We start from the raw sequence: 17,549 nt of genomic DNA, 5'->3' as shown, positions 1-17,549 counted from the left end.
CTGTACAAGAACATTGATCTTGTACAGCTTTATCCCTAGGCTTCAGCTATATCTGTACAACAACCCACTGTTGTACAGCATGGTCCGGAGCCAAGCATGTCATCTTACCTGCAGCAGTTCGCCGAACGCTTCGCCAGGCTCGATGGGGATAACCTCGACGCGCTGGAAAACCTCTACAGCGAGGAGGTGCTCTTCCGCGACCCCCTGCATCAGATTCACGGCCTGGAGGCGCTGCAGGCCTACTTCGCCCAGCTGTACGCCAACGCACGGGACATCCGCTACACCTTCGACGCCGCCGACGAGGTGCTGCCTGGCCAGGGCTACCTGCGCTGGACCCTGCAATTTCGCCACCCACGGCTAGCCAGCGGCGGCCCGGTGACCGTGCAGGGCTGCAGCTATCTGCAATGGCGTGACCGCGTCCACGTTCACCAGGACTTTTTCGACGCAGGCGCCTTGCTGTACGAGCATGTACCGCTCATGGGTGGTGCCATTCGCTGGCTCAAGGGCAGGTTGGCATGAGCCGCTGTTGGCTGACCGGCGCCAGCAGCGGCATCGGTGCCGCACTCGCCCAAGCACTGCTGGAGCAAGGCCACCAGGTGGCGCTGGGTGGCCGCCGTCGGCAACCGCTGCAGGCCTTGGCCGAGCGGTTTCCCGGCCAGGTGCTGCTGGCCGACGGCGACCTCGACGACCCTGCGCAGGTGGCGCAGATCGCCGAACGAATCCAGCAAGCCTGGGGCGCGCTGGATATGGCGGTGTTCAACGCAGGCACTTGTGAATACCTGGAACCTGGGCACTTCGACCCGGCATTGGTCGAACGCGTGGTGCGTACCAATTTATTGGGCGTCTGCCGGTGTTTGGCGGCCGCCCTGCCCTTGTTGCGCGCAGGTGTACGTCCGCACCTGGTGGTGGTCGGCAGCTCGGTGACCTGGTTCGCCCTGCCCAGGGCGGGTGCCTATGGCGCGTCAAAGGCCGCCGTGCGTTATCTGATGGAATCGCAGCGCATTGACCTGGCCCGCGAAGGCATCGACGTGACCCTGGTCAGCCCGGGGTTTGTCGACACCCCGCTAACCCGGCGCAATGACTTTCCGATGCCGCAAATGTGGTCGGCCGAGCGCGCCGCACGCCATATCGTCAGGCGGCTGCCTCGGCGCCCGCTGGAAATCAACTTCCCTGGCCTTTTCACCTGGTGCTTGCGCCTGCTTGGAGCGCTGCCGGCGCGCCTGCGCCTGGCGCTGGGCCAACGCCTGGCACGCCATGAACAGGAATAACCCATGCGTATAGCCATTATCGGAAGCGGCATTGCAGGCCTGACCTGCGCCTACCTGTTGTCTCGTCGGCACACGGTAACGGTGTTCGAGGCCGACAGCTGGATCGGTGGCCATACCCATACCGTCGACGTCACCCTGAGGGGCGAACGGTATGCCATAGACACCGGCTTCATCGTGTTCAACGACTGGACCTACCCCCATTTCATTCGCTTGCTGGACCAGCTCAACGTCGCCTCCCAGCCAACAGAGATGAGCTTTTCGGTGCATGACCCGATCAGCGGCCTGGAGTACAACGGTCACGACCTGGATACCCTGTTCGCCCAACGCAGCAATCTGCTGTCCCCGGGGTTCTGGGGGATGCTGCGCGAAATCCTGCATTTCAACCGCCAGGCGGTAGCCGACCTCGACGCCGGGCGCATCGACACCAACACCACGCTGGGCGCGTATTTGCAGGCAAAAGGCTATGGCCGGCGGTTCATCGAACACTACATCGTGCCCATGGGCTCGGCGATCTGGTCGATGTCGCGCGCGGACATGCTGGGCTTCCCGTTGCAGTTCTTCGTGCGGTTCTGCCGCAACCATGGCTTGCTGTCGGTGAACCGGCGCCCACAATGGCGGGTGATCCAGGGCGGTTCGCGCAGCTATGTCGGGCCCTTGAGCCAGCCCTTTGCCGAACGGGTGCGTCTGGACTGCAAGGTTTACCGGGTCGCTCGTGACGAAGGCGGTGTCACTGTCCACAGCGACGCCGGCACGGAGCGCTTCGACAAGGTCGTGTTCGCCTGCCATAGCGACCAGGCCCTGGCCCTGCTGGAAGCGCCGCGCCGGCAAGAGCGCGCCGTGCTGGGTGCCATCGGCTATGCCGACAACGATGTGGTGCTGCACACCGACACCCGCCTGCTGCCACGCCGGCGCAAAGCCTGGGCCAGCTGGAACTATCGCTTGGGCGACAACGGGCAGGCGCCGGCCGCGCTGACCTACAACATGAATATCCTGCAGGGCATACAGGCCCCCGTGACCTTCTGTGTCAGCCTGAACCAGACCGCGCTCATCGACCCGACCCAGATCATCGCCCGCTTCACCTACGCCCACCCGCAATACAGCCTTGCCGCATTTGCGGCGCAGCCGCGCCACGCGCAATTGCAGGGCTACATGCACAGTTATTTCTGCGGCGCCTACTGGGGCAATGGCTTCCACGAAGACGGCGTCGCCAGCGCGCTGCAGGTGGCCAGCCACTTTGGTGAACAACTATGAACAGCAGCCTGTGCCTGGGTTGGATCAGCCATCGGCGCCTTGGCCCGCGGCCACATGCGTTTCGCTACCGGGTGGGCATGTTCTACCTGGACCTGGACGAACAAGGCTGGCTGCTCGGCCTGTCCCGCTGGTTGAGAAGGTCACGCCTGGCACCGTTGAGCTGGCGGGAGACCGACTACCTGCCGGCGCTGACCCGCCAAGGCCAACCGCTTGCCCAGGCCGCGCGGCTGCTGGTAGGCCAGGCCACTGGGCGCATGCCCGACGGGCCGGTACGCCTGCTGACCCAACTGCGTTGCTGGGGGCTGTCGTTCAACCCGGTGAGCTTCTATTTCTGCCACGACCGCGACGGGCACCTGCAGGCCATTCTGCTGGAGGTTCGCAACACCCCATGGCGCGAGCGGTTCCACTACGTGTTGCCGGTGCAAGGCGGGCTGGCGCAACACTTTTCCCTGACCAAGCGCTTCCATGTATCGCCGTTCATGCCGCTGGACATGGACTACCGCCTGCGCTTCCACCTCGACGAAACGCGGGTGCGCATCCACATGGAAAACTGGCGACGCGGCCACAAGGTATTCGAGGCCGACCTGGCCTTGCAGCGCCAGCCACTGGATCGCCCGGCGTTGCACCGCTACATCCTGGCATTTCCCTGGATGAGCCTGCGTACCGTGACCGGCATTTACTGGCAAGCCTTGCGCCTTTTCTGCAAGCGCACGCCCATCCACAACCACATCGCCAGCCAGGCTGACCTGGCCCTTGGCCAACCTTGCGAGGACTCTGATCATGTCGAATCCCACCCTGAGCGTTAGCAAGTCGGCAGGCCTTGCACCCTGGCTTGGCGGGCTGGCGCGCAACGCCGTGCTGGCGCAGTTGGCCAAGTTGCGCCATGGCCACCTGCGCTTGCTCTGTCACGGTCGGCAATGGGCGTTCGGCGATGCTGACAGTGCCCTGCAGGCAGAGGTGGAAATCCTTGATGACGCCGCTTGGGGCCTACTGGCGGGCAATGGCTCGATCGGTGCCGGCGAGGCCTATATCCATGGGTACTGGCGCAGCCCCGACCTGGGGCTGGTCACCCGCCTGTTCGTCGCCAACCTTGAGGTGCTCGATGCCCTGGAAGGCGGCCTGGCACGGCTCGGCCGCCCCGCCCTGCGGTTGCTGCACCGGTTCAACCGCAACAGCCGGCGCGGTGCGCGACGCAACATCATGGCCCACTACGACCTGGGCAACACGTTGTTCGAGCACCTGCTGGACCCCACCATGATGTACTCGGCCGCCCAGTTCGAGCACCCCGGCCAAACGCTGGAAGCGGCCCAGCGGCACAAGCTGGAGCGCACCTGCCAGAAACTCGACCTGAGCCCAAGCGACCACCTGCTGGAGATCGGCACTGGCTGGGGCAGCCTCGCAATCCATGCCGCAAGCCGCTTCGGCTGCCGGGTCACCACCACCACGCTGTCACAGGCGCAGTACAGCTATACACGTCAACGGGTCAAAGACCTTGGCCTGGAACAACAGGTCACGGTGCTGCAAGAGGACTACCGCGACCTGCGCGGCACATTCGACAAACTGGTTTCCATCGAGATGATCGAGGCGGTCGGCCACCGCTACCTGCCCACGTACTTTCGCCAGTGCGCAGGCTTGCTCAAGCCGGATGGCTTGATGCTGCTGCAAGCCATCACCATTCGTGACCAGCGCTATGACCAGGCGCGGCGCTCGGTGGACTTCATCCAGCGCTACATCTTCCCCGGCGGCGCCCTGCCATCGCTAAGCGTGTTGCTGGACACCGCCAGCCGCCAGACCGCGCTCAACCTCGTGCACCTGGAGGACTTCGGTGTCGACTACGCCCTGACCCTGCGGCACTGGCGCGACAACCTGAAGCAGGCACGCGCCCCGCTCGCGGCGTTGGGCTATGACGAGACATTCCAGCGCTTGTGGGAATTTTACCTGTGCTATTGCCAGGGCGGCTTTGAAGAGCGGGCCATCGGCGTGGCGCAGCTGCTGTGGGCAGCGCCGAACGCCCGCCGCGCGCCGTTGCCCGAGAACAGGTAATGGCTACCCGCTGGCTGGTTGCCAATGCGCTGTGGCTGCAGCTCGGCTGGTGGCTATGCGTGTTGGGTGCCAGCACCGCGTCACTGTTGCTGCTGGTGCCCTTGGGCCTGGCATTGCACCTGTGGGCTTGCCCACAGCCGCGTGCGGAAGCCAGGGCACTGGTGCGTGTGACCTTGGCGGGTTGTGTGCTGGACAGCGTGCTGGGGGCTTTGGGTGTGTTTGATTTTGCCGCATGGCCGCTGCCCTTGTGGCTGGCGTTGTTGTGGCTGGTGCTGGCCAGCGGCTTGCGCCACAGCCTGGCCTGGGCCGGATGGCCGTTCCTGCGCGGGGCGGCAATCGGTGCAGTGGGCGGCCCCCTGGCCTATCTGGGCGGGGCCAGGCTCGCCGATGTAGCCTTGCCCCACGGGCCTTTGGCGACCGGCCTGCTACTGGTGCCGATCTGGGCGTTGGCCTTGCCCTTGTTGGTTCGCCTGGCTGCGTGGCGCTGAACGCCTGCAACGCTGCGAGCAATAGCGCACCTGGTCCCAGCAGCGCGCCCAGCGCTTGCGCCAGGTGAACGGCCGGCCGCAGGTAGCGCAAACCTTGCTGGCATGCCCGTGCAGCCTCATGGTGTACCCTCTGGCAGGCGACGGAAGAACAGCGTGATCTGGCCGATCTCCACACCCAGTTTGCGCATGCTGGAGCGGTTGATCAGGGTGTCCTGATCCATCAGGTACATCCAGTCGTCCAGTTCGACTTCCCAATGCTTCCCGTCCACGGGCAGGTCCAGCCGGTAGCGCCAACGCAGCGCGTTGCCCGCCACTTCACCTTGCGCTTCGCCGATCACGTCCCCCGCCGTGCCACGCCACCGGCCGGGGCCATCCGGCACCAGGGTCCAGGTTCGCTGCTGGCGTGTGCCGTCGCTGTACACAAAATGCTCGTCGAGAATCAGCCGCTCACCTTCACGACGGCTGTCGATGCGCACGTGGAATCGCTTGACCACCTCCCCGGAACGCTTCTGGAACATGCCCCAGGCTTGGACAGGGCGGGAAAAGAAGTCCGCCAGGTCGAGCTTGGGTTGCTCGCCGGCGTAATGCTCGACCCCCACATTGCCGCAACTGCCCAAAAGCAGGCAGCCGGTTAGCAACAGCGCTTTGCCAAGGTTCATGATCACTGGCCTCCGTCGGTGTCGGCCAGCCCCAGCAGGCGCCGACGCAATTGTGGGTCCCTGGCATCCGGGCCAAGCCAGATGGCGAAGAATGCCCGGGCAAATACAGGGTCGGCGATTTCGCTGCTGAGCGTGCTGCCAACATAAAAGCGGCACCCCTGGCCCGGCAGGTAAACGCCCGTGATGCGCATACCGGGGCGTACGTCCACGAATGCCCGTTCCAGCGCCTCGGTCCATTGCGCACTGCGTTGCGCAGTCATACTGGCCGGGTCAAGCCTGCGCATTTCTGCGAGACTGGCCTGCACCAACGTGTCCCTGGACAGTGACCGGTGGTACAGAAGCTCCAGCGCGAACGGTTGGTCCCAGCCCTGCACAGGCGCGATTGCCCATAACCGGGCGGTGTACAAGCGTAAGCCCCACCAGCTGAACTCACCTTCGCCCAGCCGTTGTGCCGACGGTAAGTCCGACCGCCAGTCCGCCGCCGTTGCAGACAGGGCCGTCAGTAACAAGCACAGACAAGTCCAACGGGCTGGGTGCGCCATGCTGACCTCGGTGACTGCGGTAAATACTGTACAACAATATCAACTTGTACAGGTTTGTCACCAGAAATGTATAGATTGACCGCTCATGTCAATGGCAAGCGCAAGGTGGCAGCCAGGCCCCCGCTCGGTCGATTCTGCAGGTGTACCTGCCCGCCCAGGCGGTCGATGATGGTGGCGACGATGGACAATCCTAGCCCTGCGCCATTGGGGCTGTTACGGCTGTAGAAACGCTCGAACACCCGAGAGACTTCCGAGGCCTGGATGCCCGGCCCCTCGTCTTCGACGATCAGCTCGAAACGGTTGTCCAGGCGCCTGAGCGACACACTGATGCGCCCTCCCGACGGCGAGTGTTCTACAGCGTTGGAAACCAGGTTCTGCAGCGCAATGGCCAACGCACCGGCATCGATGGCCAAGTGGTGATCGCCTTCGCCAATGTCCAGCGACGGCTCGAGGCCGCGGTCGAGTATCCACGGGGTCAACTCTGCCAGGGTGTCGGTGACCACCTCGGCCAGGTCGACCTTGGCCGCTGCCTGCTGGCCCAGCCGAGGTTCGACCCGGGCCAGGGTCAGCAATTGGTTCACCACCCGGGTCAGCCGGTCGACGCCCCCAATCAGAAAGCCCAGTGCCTTGTGCCGCTCGGCCTCGGTGCTGGCCTCCAGCGCGTTCTGCGCATGCAGGCGCAGTACCGCCAGCGGCGTACGCATTTCGTGGGCCGCATCAGCGATGAACCGGTGCTCGCGCCGCAACATGTCCTCGATTTGCGCCAGCAGGCGGTTGATGGCCGCCTGCATGGGCTCCAGCTCCGATGGCAACGGCGCCAGGCGCAAGGGCTCGAGCGAATCGGCGTGGCGTGCGCGGATGACCGTGGCCATGTTCTGCAACGGTCGCAAGCCCCAACCGATCGCCACCCATACCAGCAGCACCAAGGCCAGGCTGCCGAGCAAGAACGGAAACAGGGTGTGGCGCACGATCCGGTCGATCAAGTCGTAACGAACATCATCGCGTTCGCCCACCCAGATAACCCAGTGCTTCTCGGGTACCGGCAAGACGAAGCCACGCCATTGCCGGTCGCCGCTGGAAAAATCGTAGAACCCCGGCTCGCTCGGTGGCACCGCAAGCGCCGGTGCACTCGGGGTATGCACCAGCAAAGCGCCACCCTCGCCCCACACCTGGAACGCCAGCTTGCTCTCGTAGGGGTGGCCCACCCGGTGATGGCCCGCCTGGGCCAACGCATCGTTGAATGCCTTGTACATGGCTTCACGCGAGCCGCCTTGCACCGGCAGGCTCATCACCCCCAGCAGCAAGCGGGCGTTCTGTGCCAGGTGGGCGTCGTACACCTCGTTTATTTCATGGCGGCTGTCGTGGTAGTTGTACAGCGTCAGCAGCCCGGTACCCAGCAGGAGCAACAGCATCACGCGCCAGAGCGTGCGTCGACGCAGCGAGCTCATACCTTGCCCTCGACCAGGTAACCGATGCCTCGCACTGTACGGATAAGGCCGTTGTACAGTTTTTTGCGCAGGTGATAGATGTGCACTTCCAGGGTATTGCTTTCGGGCTCCTCATCCCAGCCATACAGCAGCTGGGTCAGGCGTTCACGGGTGAACACCTTGCCAGGCTGCGCCAGCAACTCATGCAGCAAGCGGTACTCCTTTGGGGTCAATGTCACTTCGACCCCCTGGTAGTGCACTTGCTGGGTAGCGGGGTCGAGCATGACGCCCGCATGCTCGATCAACACCTTGGCACGCCCGGCGCTACGCCTGAGCAAGGCACGCAACCGCGCCTTCAGCTCGTTCAGGTCGAACGGTTTTACCAGGTAGTCATCGGCGCCGGCATCCAGCCCGGCGATACGATCATCCAGGGCATCCCGCGCGGTGAGGATCAACACCGGCAGGCTATTGCCAGCGCCCCTCACGCGCCGTAGGACCTCGATGCCATCCAGGCGCGGCAAGCCGAGGTCCAGAATTGCCAGGTCGAACGTTTCAAGTTGCAGGGCATGCAAGCCATCCTGGCCGTCTCGCAACCAGTCCAGCGTATACCCTTCCTGGCGCAAACCATCGCAGATCCCCTCGCCCAACGCGGTATCGTCCTCAACCAGCAGTAGCCGCATGTTCAGTCCTGTTTGTCCTTTATTGCCTTGAGTAAAGCATCGATATCCGCGCGCCGGCCCTGGTCCGCCAGTTCACGGCCCGGCCGCGGCGGTGCCTGCAAGGCTTTGTGCAAGGCCGCGGTGGCTTCAGGGTAGCGCTTTTGCCGGTACAGGTGGTCGGCCCAGAAGTAGTTGCTGTCGATGCCGTCAGGGTTCACCTTCAGGGCTTGGCGCAACAGCTCGTCGGCCTTGTCGGCATCACCAAAACCTATCGGCCAGCCTGGGACCTGGTCATAGAGCGTGCCAAGGCTGGTGTAGGCCGAGCCTTGCAGGGCATCAGGGTCCAGTTTCAGGGCTTGCTCCAGACTGGCCTTGGCCGCCTTGACCTTGCCCAGCGCGCCCAGGCCACCAACGGCACCTGCCCAGCTGCTGTTGATGATGCCCTCCCAGATCAACGGCTCCGGCGTGCCGGGGTGTTGCTTGACGAATGCCGCCGCATCGCCAGACAACCTTTCAAAAGCATCTGCCCGTTGCGCTTTCGGTGTCTGATACTGGATCTGCGCCCAACGCTGCTGCAGGTTGCTCAGCTGTTGGTTGCCGGCCGGGTCCAATGCCCAGCTGAAGGGGGTGAACGCCAGCAGGCTGACAATGACCAGGCGCTTCATTTGCTCGACTCCTTGGTATGGCCGCCAATGTAGCGGCGAATGACGGGCAGTTGCTTGCGCAAGGCGCGGTCGACCACCCCTGGCAGCATGCCGTTGATGCGCACGAAGAGCTTTTCCGGCCACCCCAGGTACAGCTCGTTGCGTTCCGACTGGACCGCCACGAGCACGGCACGGGCCACATCGGCAGGGTCGTCCATGCCGACCTTCAGGGCCTGGTTGAGTGCAGTCGCGGCGCTGCTGTTCATGTTGGTGCGGGTAGCACGAGGCGCGGCATACAGCACATTCACCGTGGTGTCGGCCAGCTCCCGGCGCAACGCCTCGGAAAAACCGCGCAGGGCAAACTTGCTGGCGCAGTAGGTGGCATAACCGGGGTAGCCGATCGAGCCATAGGTGGAGCCGACATTCACCACCAGCGCCTTGGGTTGCGCGCGCAGCATGGGCAGGCAGGCGCGGGTCAGTTGCAAAGGCGCCTTGATGTTGATGTCGAGCAACTCGTCCAGCGCATATTCGTCCAGCTGGTCGAGCAAAGCGAAGCGGTTCACTCCGGCAGCATTGATCAACACATTGACCCCGCCCATCTCATGGGCGCGGTTGACGACCTGATCACGCCCCGCCTGGGTGCGCAGGTCGGCCGTTTGCCAGCGCAAGCGATCCGGGTAGCGGTTCATCAGCCCTGCCAGCTTGCCCAGATGCCGGCTCACCGCCAGTACCCGGGCGCCGGCCGCGCACAGTTGCCCGGCCAGTTCCAGACCGATGCCGCCGCTGGCACCGGTCAGCACCACCACCGATTCAGACAAGCGCATGCTGCACCTCGGTATGCTCCGCCCGAGGCAGGCCTTCGAACATGGCGGTATACAGCGGGTACACCACCTTGGCGGCGCGAATCACCGCCTGCTGATCATCCGCGTCCTCCAGCCGGTCCATCAGGCGCTTGTAGGTGACCATGTGGTCCTGGTCCAGCGCACCGTGGGAGCTGAGGTAGCTGAATGCCTGGTCGGGCAGCCCGAGGCTACCCTGGATCGCACCGGCAGCGTGGGTGGCCAAGGCAATGCTGGTGCCTTCCAGCACATTGACCATGCCGAACAACCCGACCGGGTTGCCGCGGGCGATCAGGTCGTACAGGTAGGCAACCATCAGTTCGATCGGCAAGGCGGGCCGACCATCCCGCACCGCCTCCCAATCACCGCCACAGGCCTTGATATCGTTGAGGATCCACTGCTCGTGGCCATATTCTTCATCGATGTATTCGCACACCGCGCCACGCAGCCACTCCAGCCGTGAGGGCAGGCGCGCGCCGCAAGCCATCATCAGCGGCACGGTGTGGCGTACATGGTGGTAGGCCTGGGTAAGGAAGGCGATATAGCTGGAGCGGCTGACCTGGCCAGCCAGCGCCTCGCGAATCACAGGCACCGCGAACAAAGCCTGGCGTTCGTGGCTGGTTTGCAACTGCAACGTATCGAAAAATGACATGACGGACCTCATAACGGGATTTCGGACAACAGAGAGTGGTAACGCTGCAGGATCGCCTCACGTCGTGGGCGGCCGTTGGCAGTCAGGGTGTGCCCGGTTGCCGTGAACGGCGCGGGTAATCGTCGCCAGGCATGCACCCTGGCGTAGTCGGGCAGGCGCGCATTGCATTGCTGCACGGCTTGCTCGATGGCCGCGTCCGTGGCGCCGGGGTCGAGTGGCCAGAGCAATGCCAGGTTGCGCGGCAGGCCTTCGCCGTGGACGAACGCCTGGGCGATTACCCCGCTCTGGGTCAGCTCGGCCTCTACCCATTCAGGGTTGACGTTGCGCCCGAAGCTGGTGATGAACTGGTGTTTCTTGCGCCCGTTCAGGTGCAGGTAGCCTTCATCATCGAAGAAACCCAGGTCGCCGGTGGCCCACCAGGCCTCCCTGGTCGGCGTCTCCCCCAGGTAGCCAAGCAGCAGGGAGCCGGCAACCAGCACCTCGCCATCCTCGGCAATGCGTACCTGCACATGGGGCAATGGCCGGCCAACGCTGCCTCGGCGCAGCGCACCGGGGCGGTTGAGCGACACCACCGAGGCACACTCCGACAGCCCATACCCTTCGAACACTGGCAAGCCGATGGCCTCGGCCCGCGCCAGCAGGCTGGGTGCCACCCGTGCGCCGCCCACCGCGACAAAACGCAGCGGGCCGACGCGCGTCAGCCCACGCTCGATCGCCGTCACCAGGCCCAACAGCAGCTGTGGAACCAGAATCAGGCTGTGCGCGCTGCTGAGCGCGATGGCACCCAGCAATCGCTTGAAATCAACCTGGCTGGCACCGCCCATGCCCAGCTGCGCCTGTGGGTAGAGCAACACGCTGGCCCCTGCCATCAAGGCGGCGTAGACACCCAGGTTTTCCAGCAATACGCCCAGCGGGAGCACCGCCAGGTAGCGCTGGGGCTGCGTGGGCCGGCTGGCCAGTTCCAGTTCATGGGCAACCCGCAGCACGGCATCCGCGCCCAGGCATACGCCTTTGGGGCTGCCCGTGCTGCCGGAGGTGTAGGTGATCTTGGCGGTACCTTGAGGCAGCGTGGCAGGGGGCTGTACTGCGCGGGCCCAGAAACCGTCCTGTTCGACAAAGCCCAGTTGGCTGAGCATGCCCTCCCAGGTCTGCGGGCAAAGCACCAGGCTGGCGCCACTCTGTTCGATGCAATGCTGCACCTGGGCTGTGCTGAAGAATGCTGGCACGGTCACGCAGGCGCGCCCCGAGACCAGGGCCGCCAAGTCCCAGAACAGCAGTTCGGGGCCGTTATCCAGCCCCAATAGCAACACGCCGGCCGGTCGTTGGCTCAACACCTCGGCACGCTGCCAAACCTCAGCCAGCAGTTGCTTGTAGCTGTAGCGGGCCGTGGCCCCTTCTATCGCCGGGGCGTCGCCCCGCTCACGCCCGTGCGCCAGCAACACCTGCCGGAAATGCTCAAGTTCATGCGGCATGCCCGGCCTCCTCGTCCAACGCCGGAAAGCCAAGGCGGCGGAACACACCTGCGGTGCGCAGCAGGTCGAAGCCGTGATGGATTTCGCCAACGAACACTTGCGGATGTTGGGCGTAATAGCTGCCCCACTGCTCTGCAGGTTCGCCCAGGCGTGCCGGGTCGGCCTGCGCGAGCAAGGTGGGTACCAGCCCCAGGCGCTGGAAGCTGTTGATCAACGTAGAGGCACCGGTGAACGCCACCCACTGCAGCCCTCGCCTGGCAAGCAACCACGTCACGGCGGTTATCATGATGCGCGCGCTGCCAGCACTGAGTGACGCCAGGTTGCCCACCTCGACCATGCATTCACGTCCCAAGGGCAGGCTGGTGATGTGCGAAATTGCACTCTCCAGTGGCACGTCCAGGTAGCGCTCGAGAAACAGCGGGCCGCTGCTGGCGGGGCGTATTCCCGCTGCGGCAATCAGTTGGCCGTGGCTGTCCCGCAGGGCCAGCAACTCGGGCAGGTAGTGATGGACATCGGCATGGTGCACATCAGCGAAACAGCGGTGAATGAAGTGCTCGAGCTCATCACGGCCGGGCTCGCCCTGCAGGTGCAGGGACAGACAGGCGTGATGCTCCGCGTGGGTGCCAATGGGCAATGGGAGCAGGCTGCTCCACAGGGTATGGGTCATGAAACTCCCCCCGACTGGGTTAGTGAGGGTGAGTATCGGAGGCAAGTCTGAAGGGAATCTGAAGTTGCCTGAAAAAGTCGGTATCGGCTCGCGAAGCGAATGACACCGTTGCGCAGGCCCGGTGTTGGCCTGGGTTTTCAGCCACTAAAGGTTTGCACCCTGTTACTTAAAGCGCCTCGTCCGAAAAACCCTAAACTTTTGCAGCGCCCGGAAATTTTCCCAAGTCACAACTGAACACAGACCTTCCTGTGTTTGACTTGAGGTAAGCGATCATGGCGAACAATCAAGACAAAGGCGGCCATCAAGGCGGTGCCGGCAAACCTGACATGGGCCAAGCCGGCCAGCAAGGAGGCCATGGATCAGGCGGTGCCGACGCTGGCAAGCACCAAGGCGGCCAGCAAACCGGGCAACGGCCTGAAGACAAGATGAACAAGGACTGGGACGCGTCCCAGGACAAAGGTCGCCAGGGTGGCCAGTCGGGCGACAATAGCCGCGATACGCAAACGGCTGACAAGACAGGCTCGATGGGCGGCAAGCAGGTCCGCGATGATCAGCAGGACATGGACAAGAACCGCTGATTGCATTGACTGAGCAGCCTTGCTGCGAAAGGGTCGTGACTGGCAAAGCACCGCTTCAGCCTTAGCGCCCACTGCTTCGCAGCACACGGCTGCTCCCGCCGCAGAACCTTGCCGGCCCTATCGTATGCTGGGGCCGGCCCTCCCCGCACTCATCCCGCGTCCCGCGTCCAAAGACAGCTGCATCCAGGCGCTATAACCGAAGTCGCTGCCGAAGCAGCACGGAACCTTCGTGGCTGTCAGTGCTCAGTTGTGCAAAGTGCTTGCGACACAAAGGATTGCCATGGAACACGTTGCATCCACTGCCCTCCCCGAAGTTCGCGTCGAACGGGAACTGAGCCCGCGAGCGGTGCTGACCGGCGCGGTACTGGGCATCTTGCTGACGCCGTCGAATGTCTATGCAGGGCTGAAGATCGGCTGGTCCTTCAACATGTCGATCATCGCCCTGCTGGTGGGCTTCGCGCTGTGGCAGGGCGTCGCTGGGCGCAGCAAGCACCGGCCCACATGGTCGCTGCATGAAAGCAACATCAACCAGACCGTGGCCTCGGCCGCAGCCTCCATCGTTTCCGGCGGGCTGGTGGCACCGATCCCGGCCTATACCCTGCTCACCGGTCATCAGCTGGATCCGCTGCCGATGATGGCCTGGGTTTTCTCGGTGAGCTTCCTGGGCATCTGGATCGCCTGGTATCTGCGCCCCGCCTTGCTCAACGACCATGACCTGAAGTTCCCCGAGGGCATGGCGACCCTGGAAACGCTGCAGCAGATCTACCATCACGGCCAGGAGGCCATGACGCGGATCAAGGTGCTGTGCAGCGCCGCGTTGTTGTCAGGGCTGGTGAAATGGGTAGACGGTTTCGCCTGGGCAATACCCCGTTGGGCACCCACACCCACGCTTGAGCGCCTGACCTTTACTGTCGACCCCTCGCTGATGCTCATCGGCTTTGGCGGCATTATCGGTATCCGCGTGGGCCTGACATTGCTGCTGGGGGCCGCGCTGGCGTGGGGTGGGTTGGCACCGTGGCTGATCGACCATGCCCTGGTAGTACTGGCGCCCAACGCCAGCGGCCCGCAGTTCGCGGCGCTGGTGGAATGGCTGTTGTGGCCGGGGGTCAGCCTGATGGTGTGTGCGACCCTGACAGCGCTTGCGCTGCGTCTGCTGCAAGTGACCCGCCGACCGCCCCACGACCGACGGGCTAACCAGGCACCACGGGCCAGGGGCCGGTGGTCACCGTGGCCGGCGTCGGGGTTGCTGGTTGCCAGCGCACTGGTAGTGAGCTTGCAGGTGCTGCTGTTCGGGATCGATGGGTGGATGGCGTTGTTGAGCATTCCGCTGGCGGTGTGCCTTGCCGTGGTCGCCGCACGCGTGGTCGGGGCCACCGGCATCGCGCCGATCGGCGCTATCGGCAAACTGTCGCAGCTGGGCTTCGGCCTGGTCGCCCCGGGCCAGGTAGCAATCAACCTGATGAGCGCCAACACCGCAGGCGGCGCGGCCGGGCAGTCCACCGACCTGATGAACGACTTCAAGGTCGGCCAGGCGATCGGCGCCACGCCACACAAACAGCTGATTGCACAGTGCATCGGGATTTTCATCGGCAGCGTGGTCGGCGTGCTGGTCTACCTCGTGCTGATACCCGACCCAAAGGCCCTGCTGCTCACCGAGCAATGGCCCGCGCCGGCGGTGGCGACCTGGAAAGCAGTGGCCGAAACCCTGACTCAGGGGCTTGGTGCACTGGCGCCCGAACTGCGCTGGGCCATTGCTGCCGGCAGTGCGGTGGGCGTCGTACTGGGCGCGCTGGACAGCCTGCTGCCGCGGCGCGCGGCGCGTTGGCTGCCAAGTACGGCCGCACTGGGCCTGGCGTTCATTCTGCCCGCGTCGATCAGCCTGATGATGGGCCTGGGCGCAGTCCTTACCTGGCTGGTCAGCTGCCGCTGGCCGAGTATCGCCGAGCGGTTTGCGATTACAGCGGCCGCTGGGCTGATTGCCGGTGAGAGCATCATGGGGGTCGGGGCATCGTTCTGGGAAATGCTGCGCGCGCTCTAGGGGTGCATCGTGCGGATGCAGCGGGTAACAACCGCGCACTGAAATGTGCACAAAATTCCCAGCCCCACCCTCATCAAGCCCTACAGAAGCGGGCAGCAAAGCCAGGCAGCCATGAAAACCGCCGAAATCCAAGGTTGGTACGAATCTTGTTTGTATACAAATACCAAGAATAAAAGTACACAACCATCATGGAGTTCCGATGGCGTCGATTTCGCGTTCCGATGTTAGCCAGCTTGATGTTCGCCCCGCCGATGAGGCCGAGGCCGCTCAGCTGGCGTTAAGCCCGCGCCTGTACAGCGCCGACCTGGCCCCAACCCGCGCGGCCAATCGAACCTGGGGCCGCTACAGCCTGTTCGCGCTGTGGACCAACGATGTTCACAACATGGCCAACTACTCCTTCGCCATCGGCCTGTTCGCCCTGGGCATGAGCGGTGCGCAGATCCTTGCCGCCTTTGCCCTCGGTGCGCTGGTGATCTATGGCTTGATGAACCTTTCTGGCTACATGGGCCAGAAAACCGGCCTGCCCTACCCGGTCATGTGCCGGATCAGCTTCGGCATCCATGGTGCACAGATCCCGGCACTGATCCGCGCGGTGATCGCCATCGCCTGGTTCGGCATCCAGACCTACCTCGCCTCGGTCGTATTGCGTGTCCTGCTCACCGCCATCGCGCCAGACCTCGCGGCGTACGATCAGAACTCGATCCTCGGCCTGTCGACACTGGGCTGGGTCACATTCCTCGGCATCTGGTGCGTGCAAGTGGCGATCTTCGCCTACGGCATGGAAATGGTCCGCCGCTTCGAATCCTTCGCCGGGCCTATCATCCTGGTCGCCTTCGCCGGTTTGGCAGGCTGGATGTACTGGCGCAGCGGCCTGTCGATTTCCTGGTCCAGCGGCAACGCCCCGAGTGGCGCTGCCATGTGGCTGAAGGTGTTCGGTGCAGCTGCGCTGTGGGTTTCGCTGTACGGCACCATGATCCTCAACTTCTGCGACTTCACCCGCAACTGCCCGGACCGCCGCACCATCAGCGTGGGCAACTTCTGGGGCCTGCCGGTGAACATGCTCGGGTTCGCGCTGATTGCCGTGGTACTGGCCGGCGCGCAGTTCAGCATCGACGGCAGGCTGGTACAGGGCCCGACCGAGATCGTCGCGGCCATTCCCAGCACCGCCGGGCTGGTGCTGGCGTGCCTGGCGTTCCTGATCGTCACCGTGGCGGTGAATATCATGGCCAACTTCGTTGCTCCGGCCTACGTGCTCACCAACCTGGCCCCGAACCTGCTCAACTTCCGCCGCGCCGGCCTGCTCAGTGCGTCCATTGCGGTACTGATCCTGCCTTGGCACCTGTACAACAGCCCGTCGGTGATCGTGTACTTCCTCGGCGGCCTGGGTGCCCTGCTCGGCCCGCTGTACGGCATCATCGTCACCGACTACTACCTGGTACGCCGCAGCCGGGTGAACCTGCCGCAGCTGTATAGCGAAAGCAAGCAGGCCACCTACCATTACAACGGTGGGGTCAACTTGCGCGCCGTAGCGGCATTCATCCCGGCGGCGCTGATCGCCATCGTGCTGGCGCTGGTACCGGCGTTCGAAACGCTGTCACAGTTCTCCTGGTTCTTCGGCGCCGGCCTGGGCGGCCTGATCCATTACGCCCTGGCCAACCGCAACGCCGGCTACCTCGAGGTCAGTGGCGAAAGCATTGCGGTGGAAAGCGCGCACCACTGAGGGGGCATCATGCGCCAGCCGCGTCTCTGCTGGCGCGGTGGCTGCCACCGGCTGTGCGTGGCCGCGCATAGGCGGCCTCGGGCCAAGCCGTGTTCATTTCCCGATAGCGTTGGGCTTGTGCGAGACAAGCCCTTCGCGCAGGCGGCCAAGCACACGTTGGCTGTTGTCCCCGCAGGGCATGTCGGCGGGCTTGTTTTCAATGCCGTCGATCACCATCAGCAACTGCGCCTTGTTGCGCGCCAGGCGTACCTGCAACGCCTCGATTTCCTCGACCTTGCGCTTCAGCCCGGACAGCAGCTGTTCATGGCGCCAACCGTTAGCGCTCATCGGCAGCAGGTGCCGGATCTCGTCCAGGGAAAACCCTGCAGCCTGGGCGCTGGTGATCATCTCCAGGGTCCACAGCGCATCCTCTGAATAGTCGCGGTAGCCGTTGGCCTTGCGTTCGACCGATTGAATCAGCCCGCTGGCCTCATAGAAACGGATTCGCGATGGGGCAAGCCCCGTGATTTTAGCTAGCTGTCCAATCCTCATACCGCACCTTCAGGAAGCATCGACCTTGAACCCACTTTAACGCCGCAGGCGCGAACAACCTATCGATTACT

At 64.0% G+C, this 17,549-nt stretch carries 20 protein-coding genes; 9 read left to right on the top strand and 11 right to left on the bottom strand.

The annotated features are described in order from the left end of the window. Positions 1-96: 96 nt before the first annotated feature. The 6 genes from OO258_RS07115 to OO258_RS07090 are packed head-to-tail and all read left to right on the top strand — an operon-like array spanning position 97 to position 5,050. Positions 97-519, top strand: a complete 423-nt coding sequence (locus tag OO258_RS07115) for a nuclear transport factor 2 family protein (RefSeq protein ID WP_266029444.1) — start codon at positions 97-99, stop codon at positions 517-519. Further along, positions 516-1,268, top strand: a complete 753-nt coding sequence (locus OO258_RS07110; RefSeq protein ID WP_110743040.1) for an SDR family NAD(P)-dependent oxidoreductase — start codon at positions 516-518, stop codon at positions 1,266-1,268. The genes OO258_RS07115 and OO258_RS07110 overlap by 4 nt, the downstream gene beginning before the upstream one ends. A gap of 3 nt (positions 1,269-1,271) precedes the next feature. Continuing rightward, on the top strand, positions 1,272-2,519 hold the full coding sequence (locus OO258_RS07105) for an NAD(P)/FAD-dependent oxidoreductase (protein ID WP_266029440.1): 1,248 nt from the start codon (positions 1,272-1,274) through the stop codon (positions 2,517-2,519). After that, on the top strand, positions 2,516-3,325 hold the full coding sequence (locus OO258_RS07100) for a DUF1365 domain-containing protein (protein ID WP_266029438.1): 810 nt from the start codon (positions 2,516-2,518) through the stop codon (positions 3,323-3,325). Before OO258_RS07105 ends, OO258_RS07100 begins: the two co-directional genes overlap by 4 nt. Further along, positions 3,300-4,562, top strand: coding sequence for an SAM-dependent methyltransferase (locus tag OO258_RS07095; protein WP_266029436.1), 1,263 nt, complete (start codon positions 3,300-3,302; stop codon positions 4,560-4,562). The genes OO258_RS07100 and OO258_RS07095 overlap by 26 nt, the downstream gene beginning before the upstream one ends. After that, positions 4,562-5,050: a DUF2878 domain-containing protein gene (locus OO258_RS07090; protein ID WP_266029434.1), complete on the top strand. Its 489-nt coding sequence runs from the start codon at positions 4,562-4,564 to the stop codon at positions 5,048-5,050. Before OO258_RS07095 ends, OO258_RS07090 begins: the two co-directional genes overlap by 1 nt. On the opposite strand, the gene OO258_RS07085 is transcribed toward OO258_RS07090, so the two are convergent. From OO258_RS07085 to OO258_RS07040, 10 genes are all read right to left on the bottom strand, one after another. Beyond that, entirely contained in the window at positions 4,988-5,170 is a 183-nt protein-coding gene (locus OO258_RS07085) for a DUF2256 domain-containing protein (RefSeq protein WP_110743045.1), read from the bottom strand. The genes OO258_RS07090 and OO258_RS07085 overlap by 63 nt on opposite strands. Beyond that, a complete protein-coding gene (locus OO258_RS07080) occupies positions 5,167-5,709 on the bottom strand; it encodes a DUF3833 domain-containing protein (protein ID WP_110743046.1) in 543 nt (180 codons plus the stop codon). The genes OO258_RS07085 and OO258_RS07080 overlap by 4 nt, the downstream gene beginning before the upstream one ends. 2 nt (positions 5,710-5,711) lie before the next feature. After that, on the bottom strand, positions 5,712-6,251 hold the full coding sequence (locus tag OO258_RS07075; protein WP_110743047.1) for a chalcone isomerase family protein: 540 nt from the start codon (positions 6,249-6,251) through the stop codon (positions 5,712-5,714). A gap of 83 nt (positions 6,252-6,334) precedes the next feature. Beyond that, entirely contained in the window at positions 6,335-7,699 is a 1,365-nt protein-coding gene (locus tag OO258_RS07070) for a sensor histidine kinase (RefSeq protein ID WP_266029430.1), read from the bottom strand. Next, complete coding sequence (locus OO258_RS07065) at positions 7,696-8,358, bottom strand: response regulator (protein ID WP_110743049.1); 663 nt, start codon at positions 8,356-8,358, stop codon at positions 7,696-7,698. Before OO258_RS07065 ends, OO258_RS07070 begins: the two co-directional genes overlap by 4 nt. Before the next feature lie 2 nt (positions 8,359-8,360). Next, positions 8,361-9,002, bottom strand: coding sequence for a tetratricopeptide repeat protein (locus tag OO258_RS07060; protein WP_266029428.1), 642 nt, complete (start codon positions 9,000-9,002; stop codon positions 8,361-8,363). Next, on the bottom strand, positions 8,999-9,805 hold the full coding sequence (locus OO258_RS07055; RefSeq protein ID WP_110743051.1) for an SDR family oxidoreductase: 807 nt from the start codon (positions 9,803-9,805) through the stop codon (positions 8,999-9,001). The genes OO258_RS07060 and OO258_RS07055 overlap by 4 nt, the downstream gene beginning before the upstream one ends. Further along, entirely contained in the window at positions 9,792-10,472 is a 681-nt protein-coding gene (locus tag OO258_RS07050; RefSeq protein ID WP_266029425.1) for a TenA family transcriptional regulator, read from the bottom strand. Before OO258_RS07050 ends, OO258_RS07055 begins: the two co-directional genes overlap by 14 nt. Before the next feature lie 8 nt (positions 10,473-10,480). Then, positions 10,481-11,944: an AMP-binding protein gene (locus OO258_RS07045; protein ID WP_266029424.1), complete on the bottom strand. Its 1,464-nt coding sequence runs from the start codon at positions 11,942-11,944 to the stop codon at positions 10,481-10,483. Continuing rightward, positions 11,934-12,611: a thermostable hemolysin gene (locus OO258_RS07040; protein WP_266029423.1), complete on the bottom strand. Its 678-nt coding sequence runs from the start codon at positions 12,609-12,611 to the stop codon at positions 11,934-11,936. The genes OO258_RS07045 and OO258_RS07040 overlap by 11 nt, the downstream gene beginning before the upstream one ends. A 272-nt stretch (positions 12,612-12,883) precedes the next feature. Between OO258_RS07040 and OO258_RS07035 the strand changes: the two genes are divergently transcribed. The 3 genes from OO258_RS07035 to OO258_RS07025 all read left to right on the top strand — a co-directional run bounded on the left by OO258_RS07035 (position 12,884) and on the right by OO258_RS07025 (position 16,947). Next, the gene (locus tag OO258_RS07035; RefSeq protein ID WP_266029421.1) at positions 12,884-13,189 is read left to right on the top strand and encodes a hypothetical protein; all 306 of its coding nucleotides are present in this window, start codon (positions 12,884-12,886) and stop codon (positions 13,187-13,189) included. Positions 13,190-13,469: 280 nt separating this feature from the next. After that, complete coding sequence (locus tag OO258_RS07030) at positions 13,470-15,227, top strand: OPT/YSL family transporter (protein WP_266029419.1); 1,758 nt, start codon at positions 13,470-13,472, stop codon at positions 15,225-15,227. A 199-nt stretch (positions 15,228-15,426) separates the two neighbouring features. After that, on the top strand, positions 15,427-16,947 hold the full coding sequence (locus tag OO258_RS07025; RefSeq protein WP_266029417.1) for an NCS1 family nucleobase:cation symporter-1: 1,521 nt from the start codon (positions 15,427-15,429) through the stop codon (positions 16,945-16,947). 93 nt (positions 16,948-17,040) lie between these two features. Here OO258_RS07025 and OO258_RS07020 read toward each other — a convergent pair whose 3' ends face one another. Further along, positions 17,041-17,478, bottom strand: coding sequence for a MerR family transcriptional regulator (locus OO258_RS07020; RefSeq protein ID WP_266029414.1), 438 nt, complete (start codon positions 17,476-17,478; stop codon positions 17,041-17,043). Positions 17,479-17,549: the final 71 nt, after the last annotated feature.

Source organism: Pseudomonas sp. DCB_BI, from assembly GCF_026240995.1.
Taxonomy (GTDB): domain Bacteria; phylum Pseudomonadota; class Gammaproteobacteria; order Pseudomonadales; family Pseudomonadaceae; genus Aquipseudomonas.
The sequence above is the reverse complement of the archived record's forward strand: the minus strand, read 5'-3'. Positions and strand labels throughout refer to the sequence as shown.